The 14444-nt window shown below is 47.6% G+C and carries 11 protein-coding genes and 1 riboswitch; of the genes, 7 read left to right on the top strand and 4 right to left on the bottom strand.

Features of this window, described 5'->3' with window-relative positions; translation table 11 throughout:
• Positions 1-2 precede the first annotated feature (2 nt).
• The 4 genes from FJ023_08910 to FJ023_08925 all read right to left on the bottom strand — a co-directional run bounded on the left by FJ023_08910 (position 3) and on the right by FJ023_08925 (position 7110).
• Positions 3-1445 carry a hypothetical protein gene (locus tag FJ023_08910; GenBank protein MBM4447441.1) on the bottom strand — a complete coding sequence of 481 codons (1443 nt, stop codon included), beginning with the start codon at positions 1443-1445 and terminating at the stop codon, positions 3-5.
• Positions 1446-1530: 85 nt separating this feature from the next.
• Positions 1531-3291, bottom strand: coding sequence for a formate--tetrahydrofolate ligase (locus FJ023_08915; GenBank protein MBM4447442.1), 1761 nt, complete (start codon positions 3289-3291; stop codon positions 1531-1533).
• A gap of 77 nt (positions 3292-3368) precedes the next feature.
• Positions 3369-4256 carry a bifunctional 5,10-methylene-tetrahydrofolate dehydrogenase/5,10-methylene-tetrahydrofolate cyclohydrolase gene (locus FJ023_08920; protein MBM4447443.1) on the bottom strand — a complete coding sequence of 296 codons (888 nt, stop codon included), beginning with the start codon at positions 4254-4256 and terminating at the stop codon, positions 3369-3371.
• A gap of 502 nt (positions 4257-4758) precedes the next feature.
• Positions 4759-7110 carry an oligosaccharyl transferase, archaeosortase A system-associated gene (locus FJ023_08925; GenBank protein ID MBM4447444.1) on the bottom strand — a complete coding sequence of 784 codons (2352 nt, stop codon included), beginning with the start codon at positions 7108-7110 and terminating at the stop codon, positions 4759-4761.
• Between the two features lie 105 nt (positions 7111-7215).
• Positions 7216-7342, top strand: a riboswitch (cobalamin riboswitch).
• Positions 7343-7440: 98 nt separating this feature from the next.
• On the opposite strand from FJ023_08925, the gene FJ023_08930 reads away from it, so the two are divergent.
• The 7 genes from FJ023_08930 to FJ023_08960 all read left to right on the top strand — a co-directional run bounded on the left by FJ023_08930 (position 7441) and on the right by FJ023_08960 (position 14428).
• On the top strand, positions 7441-8355 hold the full coding sequence (locus FJ023_08930; protein MBM4447445.1) for a cobalamin-binding protein: 915 nt from the start codon (positions 7441-7443) through the stop codon (positions 8353-8355).
• 49 nt (positions 8356-8404) lie between these two features.
• Positions 8405-9484 (top strand): iron chelate uptake ABC transporter family permease subunit, encoded by a 1080-nt coding sequence (locus FJ023_08935; GenBank protein MBM4447446.1) that lies wholly within the window; start codon positions 8405-8407, stop codon positions 9482-9484.
• On the top strand, positions 9485-10273 hold the full coding sequence (locus FJ023_08940; GenBank protein MBM4447447.1) for a heme ABC transporter ATP-binding protein: 789 nt from the start codon (positions 9485-9487) through the stop codon (positions 10271-10273).
• 14 nt (positions 10274-10287) lie between these two features.
• The gene (locus tag FJ023_08945; GenBank protein ID MBM4447448.1) at positions 10288-11217 is read left to right on the top strand and encodes a cobalamin biosynthesis protein; all 930 of its coding nucleotides are present in this window, start codon (positions 10288-10290) and stop codon (positions 11215-11217) included.
• Positions 11201-12301, top strand: a complete 1101-nt coding sequence (locus FJ023_08950) for a histidinol-phosphate aminotransferase family protein (protein MBM4447449.1) — start codon at positions 11201-11203, stop codon at positions 12299-12301. Before FJ023_08945 ends, FJ023_08950 begins: the two co-directional genes overlap by 17 nt.
• On the top strand, positions 12291-13829 hold the full coding sequence (locus FJ023_08955; GenBank protein MBM4447450.1) for a cobyric acid synthase: 1539 nt from the start codon (positions 12291-12293) through the stop codon (positions 13827-13829). The genes FJ023_08950 and FJ023_08955 overlap by 11 nt, the downstream gene beginning before the upstream one ends.
• A gap of 74 nt (positions 13830-13903) precedes the next feature.
• Positions 13904-14428: a cob(I)yrinic acid a,c-diamide adenosyltransferase gene (locus FJ023_08960; protein MBM4447451.1), complete on the top strand. Its 525-nt coding sequence runs from the start codon at positions 13904-13906 to the stop codon at positions 14426-14428.
• The last annotated feature ends 16 nt before the right edge of the window (positions 14429-14444 follow it).

Consider the following 14444-nt stretch of genomic DNA (forward strand, 5'->3'; position numbering starts at 1 on the left):
CACTAGCTCTTTATAGTTTCCCGAAACTGAGAATATCTGCTGAGGTTTATGACAGCTTTAGCTGCCCTTTCCATCGTGGGAAAAACTGGTATTGAAGCCTGAGTCAACATTCGTTCAATCTCGAGACGTTGTGCCTCAGCAGCCCCAGGCGGTGAGATGACGATAATGGGCTTATCTTGCCTTGCCCTCAAATCGACGAAAACAGCATTTATTTCCTGCACCCATTCCCAAGGGAAATACTTTAAGAGTATCCCGGCATCTTCTTGGACTATAATTAATTCAATGGATGGGTCGGCAAGGATGAGTCCGAGGGCTTCTCGTATGATAGAGGGATTGCTACCACCCTGACTAACATCCACTGGATTATGCACGATACTGCCTACTTGGCCTAGAAGACTAGTCAACTTCCGTCTTGTCTCTGCGGAGAGTAGGGGAATATGAAGTCCCAGTTCAGCACAAGCATCGCCGGCTGAGACGGAAATGCCGCCACCACCGTCTGCTAACCCACCGACTACGGCTATTCCATTACCGTTGCCTTGCCATCGCCCAAGCTGCTGAAAGATTAGCAAGGTGTCGGATAATTCCTCTACGCCGTGGACTTCAATGACACTTGATTGCTTCAGTGCTGCTGACCAAATGGTTGCTGAACTGGCTAAGGAGCCGGTATGCGACATAGCTGCTGCAGCACCAACGTCGGACCTTCCAGCTTTCCACACAATCAGGGGCTTAACTTTAGCAACTGCTTTCATCGTGTTAAATAACCGGCGACCATTTCTGGTTCCCTCGAGATAAGCGCCGATTATGGAGATTTTTGAGTCGGCAGCCATATATTCCATGAAATCGGCGCTATCAAGGTCTATACCGTTACCAAAGCTGATTCCTTTGTTATAATGTATGCCTCTGGCGGCTCCCAGCTCAACTAGCTTTTCACCAATGCCGCCACTTTGAGAAATGAAACCTACTGAACCAACTTCGCCTATTTCCCCAGCAGGCCCATAGGGTACTTTACTCTCCGGACAATAAGTGCCGATGCAATTAGGCCCGATGATGCGGAAACCGCCCTCTCGTGCTTTTCCCACCACCTCTTTCTCAAGCTTCTGTCCTACCGTATCACCCGTCTCACTGAAGCCAGCGGTAAAGAAATGAACAGCTTTTACTTTACCAGCACACTCATCCAGCAGATTAGGCACGGCTTCCCTCGGAATACAGACAATAACGTAGTCCACAATTCCAGGAACTTCCCTAACACTGGTATAGACTTTCAGCCCTAGAAACTCACCGCCTCGTGGATTAAGCGGATAAATAGCACCGCTAAAGCCAGCATCCATAATGGCCTTTAACCAAATAGAGCCTACCTTAAATATATTTCGGGAGACACCGACGACAGCAATGGACTTAGGATAGAAGATAGGCTCGAATTCTCGAAGTATTTCTTTTTTGGTCAATTTAACCTCAAAATTGATTTTAACTGAAAAGGCTAGGTGGTGCAAAGCATCACCTAGCCTTAAGTTATTTCCCCTTACTTGAATTTTAGAACAGGCCCATAACCTTGCCGGTCTTTACATCAATGTCCACCCTTCTGTAGGCAGGGTCGGAACTGGTGCCTGGCATCAGGCTGATGGTTCCAGCACAGGGACAGAGGAATTTTGCCCCGGAGTAAATTAAGACATCGCGGATAGGCAAGGTCCAACCTTTAGGAGTGCCCTTAATAGACGGGTCGTGCGTCAGGCTCAAGTGTGTCTTGACCATCATGGTCATAAAGTCTCCATATTGCGGGTCGCTCTCAAGCATCTTAGCTTTGGCTTCGGCATCAGGCGTCCACGACACACCGTCAGCACCATAAACCACCTTGGCGATCTTTTCTACCCGCTCACGCAGTTTCATTTCTATAGGATACAGAAACTTGAAATCATTCTTCTCGTTGCAGGCATCCATAACTGTGTCAGCAAGCTCCAGGGCGCCATCACCGCCATTTGCCCAGTGGGTGGAAAGGGCACAACGTGCACCGGCCGCCTCAGCCGCCTTTCGCACCATAGCAATCTCGTCTTTAGTATCAGTATGGAAGGCATTGATGCATACCACAGGGTTAATACCCGCTGCTCTGATGGTATTAATGTGATGAATCATGTTAGGCAGACCCTTCTCCAGCGTCTTAAGGTCTTCCTTTGTGTAAGCATCGGGCAAGGGCAGTCCAGCTACCACCTTGGGGCCACCGCCATGCATCTTGAGTGCCCTTATGGTGGTGGTAAGCACTGAAACGTGCGGTATAAGACCGCTCAAGCGACATTTCACATTCCAGAACTTCTCGAAGCCAATGTCTGCGGCAAAGCCACTCTCGGTGACATGGTAGTCGAACATCTTCAAGCCAATGCGGTCGGCAATAATGGAGGATTGGCCGACAGCGATGTTGGCAAATGGGCCGGCATGCACCATACACGGCTGATATTCAGCGGTGCACATCAGTGTGGGATTGATGGTATTGCGCATCCAGGCTGTCATAGCTCCACCAACTTCCAGGTCGCCGGTGGTAACCGGCTTGCCTTTACCATCGAAAGCTACAGTGATTTTGTCCATCCTCTGGCGCAGGTCTGCGAGGTCAGTGACTATGGACAGCATGGCCATAAGCTCGGAACTAACGGCAATGCCGAATTTGGACTGCATCAGAAAGCCATCCATCTTACCACCGAGGCCGATGACGATATTCCTCAGGCTTTGGGCGCAAAAGTCCATAATCCAGCCCATCTCTACACGAGTAGGATCAACATTTAATCTGCGTAGATTACGTTTAGCCAGTTCTGCATCATCGTAGTTGCGCTCATGCTGCATCCTGGCAGTAAGCGCCACCATAGCTAGGTTGTGGGCATTTATGATGTCGTTGATGTCACCAGTTAGCCCCATAGAGAACTCGGTCATCGGGATAAGAAGAGCGTTGCCACCGCCGGCAGCGGTTCCTTTGATGTTCATGGTAGGGCCGCCGGACGGCTGGCGTAGACAGCCACCTACGTTCTTGCCGCGTTTGCCCAGGCCCTCCATGAGACCCATTGAGGTAGTGCTTTTCCCTTCGCCTAACGGCGTGGGTGTGATAGCGGTTACCTCGATATACTTGCCGTCAGACTTTTTCTTGAGCCTCTCGATAATTTTCATGAAATCGAGCTTGCACAACCTACCATAGGGGATAATCTCGTCCTTCTGCAGCCCGAGTTTCTCTCGCCACTCATCAGGGGTTGGCATGTTCTTTTCTGCAGCCTCTGAAATCTGCCAATCCTTCATTTTTACTGCATCATAGGGCATAACGTATCCTCCTTTTTATTTGTTTTTACCTATATTTGAATATCCGGGAATTGAATGCTTACTAAGATTCCACTCTACTAGCTTATACCTGCTTTTATCTCGGCTGCCTCTACCGTATTCATCAGCAACATAGTTACAGTCATAGGGCCAACACCACCAGGCACTGGAGTTATCGCTGCCGCCTTTTCTTTAATAGCTTCAAAGTCAACATCACCCACTAGACGAAACCCTTTTTCTTTAGTTTTGTCCTCTACACGGTTAACGCCAACATCGATAACCACCGCGCCTTCTCTTACCATGTCAGCAGTTATCGCCTTAGGACTACCCATAGCTGCTACGACAATGTCGGCCTGCCTGGAAAAGTAGCCTATATCTTTTGTTCCGGTGTGGCAGATGGTGATTGTGGCATTAGCCCCCTTCTTCTTCTGCATCATTATGGCTGCCAATGGCTTGCCCACAATATTGCTCCGACCGCATATGACAACATGCTTGCCATCCGGGTCATAGCCGCTCCTAACCAATATCTGTTGAACTCCATGGGGAGTGCAGGGTAGGGGGCAGGGTTCACCCCTCAGTGCCTTGCCCACATTCACAGGATGAAAGCCATCCACGTCCTTTTCTGGAGAGATATAGTTGATCACCTTATCAGTGCTGATGTGCTTGGGCAGGGGTAGCTGAACTAATATGCCATGGAACTTAGGGTCCTTGTTCAATTTGTCAACTGTCTGTAGAACCTTTTCTTCTGGCGTATCAGCTGGCAGGCGGATGGTCTCCTCGTGCATTCCAATCTCCTCAGCACCTTTGGCTTTGGCAGTAACATAGGATATAGAGGCTGGGTCTTCACCCACCAGCACTACAGCTAGTGCTGGAGTTATTCCCTTTTCCTTTAGTTTCTTTACTCTCCCCTTGAGTTCTTCACGGATTTGGGCAGCTACCTCAGTGCCACTAATAATCTTCGCTGTCATGTCGTTTTTTTCCTCCCTATTACCGAAGGCTGTTTGATTCAACTCAGCTTGAAATTCAGTTTAAACTATGTTACTGATAGTTCTCACCTCCTAATCTATTCTTACTTCAGGGCGCAGTGTAGGAAAAATCTCTCGGCTTGGAGCTTAGTTTACGCAAAAGCTCCTCAAGGATTAACTGGACAGCTAAAGGTCTAGCCGAAGACAAAATAGTAAGCGCGGGGTTGAGAGTGTAATTAACTAGAGTTACCTTCACATAACACTCCGAGCTTTACCTTGCCAAAGCTGGATTATATCATGCGAAAATTGGTGAAAGCAAGCGTACAAATACCTGCCTTTAGATAAGTAAACCGAGCAGGGAATCCTGAAGGGGGACCATCTCGAAAACGCCCTGTTGCTAACAGTCAACCTTAGTTACGAGATAGATGCGCCCCAAGACGTATTCTATGCCATCAAGAACCAATTGGCTGCTGACTGAGCGCGAATGATTTGCGCCGTGTTTAGGTCATTCGACGTATTCAAAAATCTTTACTTCTGAAATCAGCCCACCGCCTGGCTGTATCCCAGAGCCCTTAGAACTATAAACAAGTTTGTAATGCTCTAAGGCTTGTAGCGGTACAGGACTCACAAACGGATCAGTGCCAACTATCCTGTAATTACCTGATTTCTGACTTGTAACATAAGCCTCAGCCTGTTCATAGCTTGGAAAAGTTTTCGCGCTAGCGATTTCCTTATAAGGTTGACCATCAGGGGTCACTCTCGCCTCATAAGAAATTACCACAGATCTTGTGGGAATAACTTGTTTGCCATCGAAATTGTATAATCTGACAACTAATGAGTGATAGTATTCGGGATAATACAGGAAAACCGGTTCTGCTCTGCTGTCAACTGGACGATAGTAAACCTCACAGAATTTTCCTGGATCATCAAGGCTAAGCTTTGCCACAGCGTGAAACTTGCCGCCCAGTGGCATGACCGTGGTGCGGTCAACAATTATATACTTTGAACCCCACTCATCTTCCAGTATTTTGTTGGCTGAAGCTTCATCCTGAGCAGTAAAAAGGCGAGCTTCCCCTCCATGTCCAGTACCAGGATTGGAGGTGGGTATACGTCGGCCAATGCGAGTTATCCAGTAGCCTTGATCCCACCAGGCAGTGACACCATAAACAGTCTGAGAATAGTCATAGCCTTTACCCCGTGGTGATGGCTGGTAAAGCTCGTAGTAGAAATCAGGGTCACCGAAAGGGTCTGGCGTATTATCTCTCAACCAATAAAGAGATTCGCACCAAGCATCACTGGGTGCAAACTGTGGGTTACTGGCAACATCTATCACAGGCTTGGCTCCGCCTGGCAAGGGGCCGGTATTCGGATAGAAGACAAAGAGAAAGACAATAATCACTCCTAGTGCCATATTGAAACGGCTGGCAGCAGGGCGAGAGCCACTCTGTGGCCTCTTTTTCTGCTTGGCCTTCCTTTTTATCTCCTTGGGTAACTCTGAAAGCTCAGCTACTGGTTTCCTAAATCCACAGAACTCTAGGATTAGCCAGGATAAATATCCAACAAGCAGAGCCGCATTGACAACAAAGTAATAAGCAAAGCGCCGCATAGATAGAGTAGCTGCCAGTATCACCAGGCTCCAGACAACAAGCAATGTTTTATCAGTCTCACCCCGCTTGACAACAAAATAGATAAGTATGCCTAGAGCGATGAAGCTGAGGAAAAAGGAGGTGTTGAAATTAGCCCAGGCAACAGATAGCGAAAAATAACCAAAGGGGAGAAGCAACGGTCGCATTTCGAAGACAGTTGTTTCAGAAGGCCAGGCAAAGATACCGATATGACTCAGCATGGTTTGAAGAAGGGCGGGACTAACAATTCGGAAAATTATCAGGCTGACCAAACCAAGCCCAAGAATAGCCGCTGGATAAAAAATTGGCTTTATACCACGCTTGGCCATGAAATATGAAAGCACGGCCAGAATTAAGACAATCAGAACGGCGGCACTCAGAGACACCAAAGACATCATGTCCAGAAAGATGGGCTGAGATATCAGCAGGGCAATGCCAAAGGTAATAATGCTGATTAAGCAGAGATAATCAGTTGACCTGTTCCTCAAATGGTCAACCACAAACTGAGCTATAACATAGACAAAGATGATAAAGACAAACAGCAGAGCGCCTTGCCAAGTAAGAATGTAAATTCCCAGAAAAATGCCGCTAAGCAGGCTATAAACAAGAGGTTTAGCTATAGCTCCCCAATCTCGGGCTTTCACATGGTTGAAAGTCAAGCCACCTTGTTTAGCGCTCTTTACCGCCAAAATAATGAACATCATGGTAATTGTGGTGAACAGCACTTCGGCAACATGGTAATCAGTGAAACCAAGTATTGACCTACCTAGAAATTCGCCGGGGAAGATACCAACTAAACCAGCAGCTATTACACCAGCCCAACGACTGAACAGCGTTTTGCCAATAAAATAGACCGGGATGACAGTCAAAGCGCCTAATACAGCCGGAAAGTATACGCCGACCACATCAATAATATGCTGTGTCGGCACGCCTAAACTGATAAGCCATATAATTCCAGCAAGAAGGTAAACGAAAAGGGGACGGATGCCATGAAGCTCCATGCCAGTGGGATAAAGGAGATAGGGGTCGAACGAATTAAGGTGGGGGAAATTATAGGCCAGGTTGTCCACGATACGCATAAAAAAATAGGCATCATTACCAGTGAATTTGATCAAGTCGCCGACAAAAACCTTGTCGAAGGGCAGAGCAGCTCGGACATACAGGGCAAAGCCAAAAAACAGAGCTACTAAAATACCGGCAATGACTTCTTTAGGAAAGCTACGCTGGCCCATTTGCAAACCTTGAGCTAAATTATAAACCCGCCTTTACTTGCAATGCAAGACCAGCACAACGATACCTATTGACTTTGGGCTGATTTCGAGCTATCCTATTAACAAACTGAATAACTGTGGTAGGGTGCCCAGGGGTGACCAAGGGCTTAATTGAAATGCAAGCCGGTGTAATTCCGACACAGTCCCGCCTGCTGTAACAGTCAGAACATCAGCCCTATTGGGTATGGCTGCCTCCGCGGAGTAAGGGGGTGGGATTTATTATTTTGAATCAATCCCCTTGCTTTATGGAGCAGGGGATTTTATTTTGCTTTAGATCATAAGAAGACAACGATGAACCATTACATCCGAAAAGGCTTTTGTATCCTGGCAGCAATGGCATTGTTTCTCTGTCTCAGCTGTGTTCCACAATCCCCGCCGGGGAACATAGTTTATGGTCTCGGGATAAAAGTAACGATCGATGTAATACCTCAAAGAATCGTCTCTTTGGCACCGAGTAATACCGAAATCATGTTTACTCTCGGGCTAGGCGACAAAGTGGTTGGAGTCACTGAGTACTGTGACTATCCTCAGGCGACTAAGACTAAACCTAAAGTGGGTGGTTTCAGTACTGTAGACATAGAAAAGGTAGTTTCGTTCGAGCCAGATTTAGTGCTGGCAACCCAGATCCAAGGTAAAACCGTCATTCCCGCGCTGGAAGAACTTGGCCTAACAGTTGTTGCTCTGACACCAAGTTCCTCACCTGAAGTGCTGGATAATACAACACTGGTACGTAAAATAACTGGACAAAATAAACAGGCTTCGGAGCTAGTTTGTGACTTGAGGGCAAGGAGTGAAGCGGTAATTGATAAAACCCGAACCTTATCTCAAGATCAAATGCCGAGAGTCTTTTATATCACCTGGCATGACCAACTGATGACTGCTGGCGCAGAAACCTTAGCCAACGACATAATCAGCAAGGCAGGCGGACAAAACATTGCCTCCAATATTTCTGGCGACAAAACTATCAACTTAGAGACAGTCATCTACAGAGACCCGCAGATAATTGTCGCCTCGGTTGGTATGGGGGCTGGTGAAGACTTACCATGGCAATATGTGCGAAGTGAATCAAGACTGAAAAACATCCAAGCACTATTAAACGGTAAGGTATATAAAATCGATGGTGACCTGATACACCGCCCTGGTCTCAGAATAGTCGAAGCTCTGGAACAGATGGCACTATTTATCCACCCTGAACTTTTCAATTGAACCAAAGGAGAGTTAGCATTTCTACAAATGAAGTAAGGATTGCCCTAGAATGGCATTAGACCTGATTAAGAATACGACTATGCCCGAAACTGCTGTACTTTATACCATACAGTGGCGTAGCCGAATTTATGCCATAGTTGGACTGGCTTCACTTTTAGTATTAACAATTATAGTTACCTTAGCCGTAGGCAGCACTGACATTCCCTTTGATACGTTATACCATGTCCTATTGGCCAAGTTGCCTTTTATCCATGTAGAACCTACATGGGGAAGCAACATAGAGACCATTGTTTTCGACATTCGACTGCCCCGACTGCTCCTAGCAGGCATGGTAGGTGCCGCGCTGGCTGTGGCTGGCACCACATATCAAGGACTCTTCCGCAATCCCCTGGCTGACCCTTATCTCATCGGAGTTGCCCAAGGCGCAGCTTTAGGAGCCGTTATCGGTTTCATGCTACCGATATCGTGGCAGGCAAGCTGTATCCCGTTACTGGCATTCATTGGGGCCGTTTCAGCCGTAGCTGTGGTCTACTCCATAGCCAGAGTCGGTAAAACTCTGCCCATGACAACCCTTATCCTGGCTGGCGTAGCCCTTGGTGCCTTCATAGCAGCAATCACTTCATACTTGATGATTGCCTCAGGAGACAGATTGCACGGCATAATTTCCTGGCTTCTGGGCACCTTCTCATTAACTAGCTGGTGGCAGGTAGCTATAGTGGCACCTTATATCTTCATCGGCACAATAGTTATCTGTCTCCATGCCCGCCCTTTAAACGTAATGCAACTTGACGAAGAGCAGGCACAGCAGCTAGGCATCAATGTGGAACAGGTCAAGCTGATTTTGCTCGGAGCTGCAACTCTGATAACTGCTGCTGCAGTCTGCTTCTGCGGCACCATCGGCTTTGTCGGCATCATTATCCCCCATGCAGTTCGGCTTATCTGGGGTCCCGACCACCGCTTTCTCTTACCACTAGCCACTTTCGCTGGTGCTATCTTCTTGATTCTAGCTGATACTGCCGCCCGAACCATGCTAGCACCCACAGAGATACCAATAGGCGTAATTACCGCCTTTCTAGGTGCTCCTTTCTTTCTTTATCTCTTGCGCCAAAGGAAGAGGGCGATATTCTAAATGTTCAACTTACAACTAGCTAACGTCAACTTAGGTTACGGAAAACAAACTGTGCTCCATGATATCAGCTTTGATGCCAAGCCAGGAGCAATGCTGGGCATCATCGGCCCCAACGGCTCCGGTAAATCAACATTGATCAAAGGTATAACGCGGCTAATCAAACCTAGCTCAGGACAAATTTTCCTTGACGGCACTAACATAGCCGATATGAACCAGCAAGATTTAGCCCGACTGGTGGCTGTTGTCCCCCAAAATCCTGCCCTACCTGAACCTTTCACTGCTCTTGAGGTGGTACTTATGGGACGCACACCACATCTGGGTCTATTGAGATATGAAGGAGAAAAGGACTTGGTTATTGTTCAAAGAGCCATGGAAGCTACCCAGACACTTGTCTTTGCTGAACGCAGAGTCGGCGAGCTGTCCGGAGGCGAAAGACAACGCCTAACTATCGCCCGCGCCTTAGCCCAGGAACCAAAAATAATACTCATGGATGAGCCTACTGCCAATTTAGACATTAATTATCAGATAGAAACTCTAGATCTGGCTCGCCAGCTATGTCGAGAACAAGGCTTAATTGTGGTGGTGACGCTTCATGACCTAAACTTGGCATCTCAGTATTGCGACCGGCTGGTAATGCTCAGCGATGGTAAAATCTACTGCAATGGGATTCCTAAGGTCGTGATCAATGCCCAGGCTATCAAGGAGGTTTACGGGGCTGAAGTCTATGTCTATCCCCACCCGATTAATGCTTTGCCCGCCACCCTTATCGTGTCTGACAAAGACAGATAAATGCTTGAAAAATCATGGACACAATAATCATCCTGCTCATAGCTCTTGCCCTTGATCTCATCGTTGGTGAGCCATCCAATACCTGGCATCCCATAGCCTGGCTGGGTAAGCTAATTTCACTAGAGACAAGATTATCTCCACAAAAGGGCAAACTCAGACAGCTCACCTATGGTGGTGGCATTGTTTTAATAACGCTTGGACTAATTGTCACAGCCATCTACTTCTTGCTTGCTCACTTGAGCGAATTTAACGCCGTGGTTTACGTCATTGTCGCTGGGCTTTTACTGAAATTCAGTTTTTCTCTACGCGGGCTTAGGCAAGCCGTTAAAGCAGTTAAAAGTCTTCTGGCTAAACATAATCTGTTCCAAGCACGCATAAGCTTAAAGTCTCTGGTCAGTCGGGACACTGCTGAACTCAATAAGAGTCAGGTGATATCAGCCACTGTAGAGTCAGCAGCCGAGAATATATGTGACAGCTTTGTAGCTCCCCTTTTTTATTTCCTCCTCTTCGGCGTATCCGGTGCCATAACCTACCGAGTACTAAATACATTTGATGCTATGGTGGGCTACCATGGACAATGGGAATACCTGGGTAAATTTGCCGCCAGATTGGACGATGTCGCTAATTTCATCCCGGCACGGATTACCGCCTTAATAATAATTCTAGCAGGCCTGATATGCCGAAAAAATACGTCACGAGCCTGGCACATTATGCTTCGAGACCATAATAAAACTGAAAGTCCCAACGCTGGCTGGACAATGAGTGCCATCGCCGGCGCTTTAGGAGTGCAACTAGAAAAAGTCAACCATTACAGACTGGGTGATAGCTACTATCCCCTATCACTTGACACAATTAATGCTTCTCGACAAATCATTGCTGTGACAGCTATTATCTGGTGCTTAATATCCATACTTGCCGAGGTGATATATTTTGCTGCGACCTAGACCAGTTATAGATAAGCTCACCCCCTGCGCTCACGGTGGCATAGACCATGCAGAGCTAAGGAACCTCGGCATTTCCCCAGAGGCTGTCCTCGACTTCAGCGTTAGCTGTAATCCATTCGGGGCACCACCAGGGATAAGAGAGGCTTTAGCCGATACATTAATAGAATCTTATCCCGACTCTGAAGCCAGTGAACTGAAACAGTTGCTGGCTCGAAAGCTAGACACATCTGCGGACAATCTCATAATAGGCAGCGGCTCAACTGAGCTAATCAGGCTTATAGCTACTGCCTACTTTGAACCTAATGATTTGGTTATTGTCCCACAGCCTACCTATGGTGAATATGAAACAGCATGCCACCTCGCCAACGCTCAAATACTGAAACAGCCAGTGCTAAAAGCGCCAAACTTCCAGCTAGATATGGCTGAAATGACAAATTTGCTCCAAAAGCACCGACCTAAAGCCATTTTCCTGTGTAATCCCAACAACCCTACCGGACAATATATGTCCAAGGAGAAATTGCTACGGATTATGTCAAGTGCTCAGAACAGCCTGTTTATCCTTGATGAAGCCTACATCGCCTTCACCGAAAACGCCTGGACATCTTTGGATTTAATAAACAATAGTAATTTAGTTATCCTTCGGTCAATGACCAAGGACTATGCCCTAGCCGGACTACGCCTCGGCTACGCCATAGCTGCTGAGTCAATTATTTCCGCCCTGAAATGTGTTCGCCCCCCTTGGAATGTCAATGTCATAGCCCAAAAAGCTGGCATACTTGCTCTAAACGCCGACAGCTATATTCAGGAATGCGGAGACAAAATCCGAGAAGCCAAAGATTTTCTGATAGAAGAGCTTGAACGCCTGGGGCTATCGCCACTACCCTCACAAACCAATTTCTTCCTGGTCAAGGTCGGCAACGCCACGGCTTTTAGACAAGCCCTATTAAGGAAAAGTATATTAGTCCGTGATTGTACATCCTTCGGCTTATCTGAATACATACGCCTGGCACCACGCATCTTGCCGGAATGCCAGAAGCTAATCGAGTCTATAAAAGAAATTGGAGTACTGAGCCATGCCAGCTAAAACCCTGATGATACAGGGCACAGCCTCCTCGGTAGGCAAGAGCATCATTGTAGCTGGTTTATGCCGTATTTTCCGGCAAGACGGCTTCAAAGTTGCCCCTTTCAAAGCTCAGAATATGGCCTTAAATTCCTTCGCCACCAAAGAAGGCGGTGAGATCGGACGAGCCCAAGCAGTACAGGCCGAAGCAGCCGGCGTCGAGCCTTCAGTCCACATGAACCCTGTCTTGCTTAAGCCCGAGGCTGATGCCAGTTCACAGGTAATCGTCCTTGGCAAGGTGGCCAAAAGCTTGAAGGCTAGCCAATACTACAGCCACACACCCAACCTGCTGAAGATAATCGAAAGCTCCTTGAACCGACTACTCTCTGCCTATGACATCGTGGTCATCGAAGGAGCTGGCAGCCCGGCAGAAATAAATCTTAAAGAGAGGGAAATAGTCAATATGCGAGTGGCCAAAATGGCTAATGCTCCTGTCCTCCTAACAGGAGATGTCGACCGCGGCGGTGTCTTCGCCTCTCTAGTCGGCACCCTGGAGCTGCTAACCGAACAGGAGCGCGATCTCATCAAAGGATTCGTCATCAATAAATTTCGCGGCGACCTGAAGCTATTGAAACCAGGGTTGGATATCTTAGAGAAACGCACTGGCAAGCCAGTTCTGGGGGTCATCCCATATTTCCGAGACATCAACATCGCTCAAGAGGATTCAGTCTATCTCGATGAAAGGCAAACGAGCTCGGCTAACGGAACTGTCGATGTGGCTGTGATACGTCTACCCCACATCTCCAACTACGATGATCTCGACCCCTTAGAGGAGCAAGGTTGCACCGTCCGCTATGTGTCAAATACCTCTGAACTGGGTAATCCCGACCTGCTAATTCTGCCCGGCACTAAAAGCACCGTCGCCGATTTAATGCACTTGCAACAACAAGGACTGGCACAGGCCATAATCCACCGGGCAAGGTCCGGCATTCCAGTGATAGGCATTTGCGGAGGCTATCAGATGCTGGGCAAGAGCATACACGACCCTGACAAAATCGAATCCAAGCAGGACAGCATTGCCGGACTGGGCTTACTCAATAGCACAACCATCTTTCACAATGACAAAACTACCAAACAGGTTAAAGCTCGGGTGGCTGCCGACAAAGGCTTGCTCAAAGGGCTTAAGGACATAGAGGTCACTGGCTATGAGATTCACATGGGGCAAACCAGCAGCCGGGACTGCCAGCCGGCACTCCACATCTTCGAAACATCTCAGGGGAAAGTCAATTACTTCGATGGCGCTGTCGGCAACAATGGATTGATATTCGGAACCTATATTCATGGCTTACTTCACAATGCAACATTCACACACCTCCTCTTGAACAGGCTGCAACAGCTCCGCAAACTGCCTGAAACATCCGCCACGTCAATAAGCAAACAGGAAATATATGATAAACTAGCTGATATAATCAGGCAGAACCTCGATATGTCCCAGGTCTATAAAATTACTCTGGGGAGGAATCAGCCTTACCGGCATAACGCAAGGCTTTAGCCTCGCCGTAAAAAGCTGGGGCTAAAGGCTAACAATTACCCTAAAACAGCTCTTGACTAACACTAGGAGGAATTATGGTTGAAAAAAACTCCAAAGGCCTCGTCCACGTTTACACCGGTGACGGCAAAGGCAAGACCACTGCCGCCTTAGGTCTGGCAATGCGAGCAGTGGGACAAAGTATGAAGGTAGCTTTCATCCAGTTCTTAAAAGGAATACCCTGCGGCGAGCATCTCTTCGTAAAGCAGTATAACCCTTTTGAAATAATCCAGGTGAGCGTCGGAGATAGCTTTAACAAACCAAAAGAACAGTTAAGCCAAGAAGCTCAGCAAACGCTAACCTACGCTGAGCAAGAGATACTCAGCGGGAAATATGACCTGGTCATACTCGACGAGATCTTTGTTGCCATCAGCCAGGGACTGATAACCATCAAACAAGTCTTGGACTTATTGGACTCAAAACCAGCCTCGGTTGAGCTGGTCATGACCGGCAGGAAGGCACCTCCAGAGATAGTCCAACGGGCTGATTTAGTCACCGAGATGCTCCTGATTAAGCATCCATTCACCGAAGGAACAGATGCCAGACGTGGCATTGAATATTAACAGGCAAGGAGCTTAA

Source organism: Chloroflexota bacterium (assembly GCA_016875875.1).
In the GTDB taxonomy this organism is placed as follows: Bacteria; Chloroflexota; Dehalococcoidia; order GIF9; family UBA5629; genus 9FT-COMBO-48-23.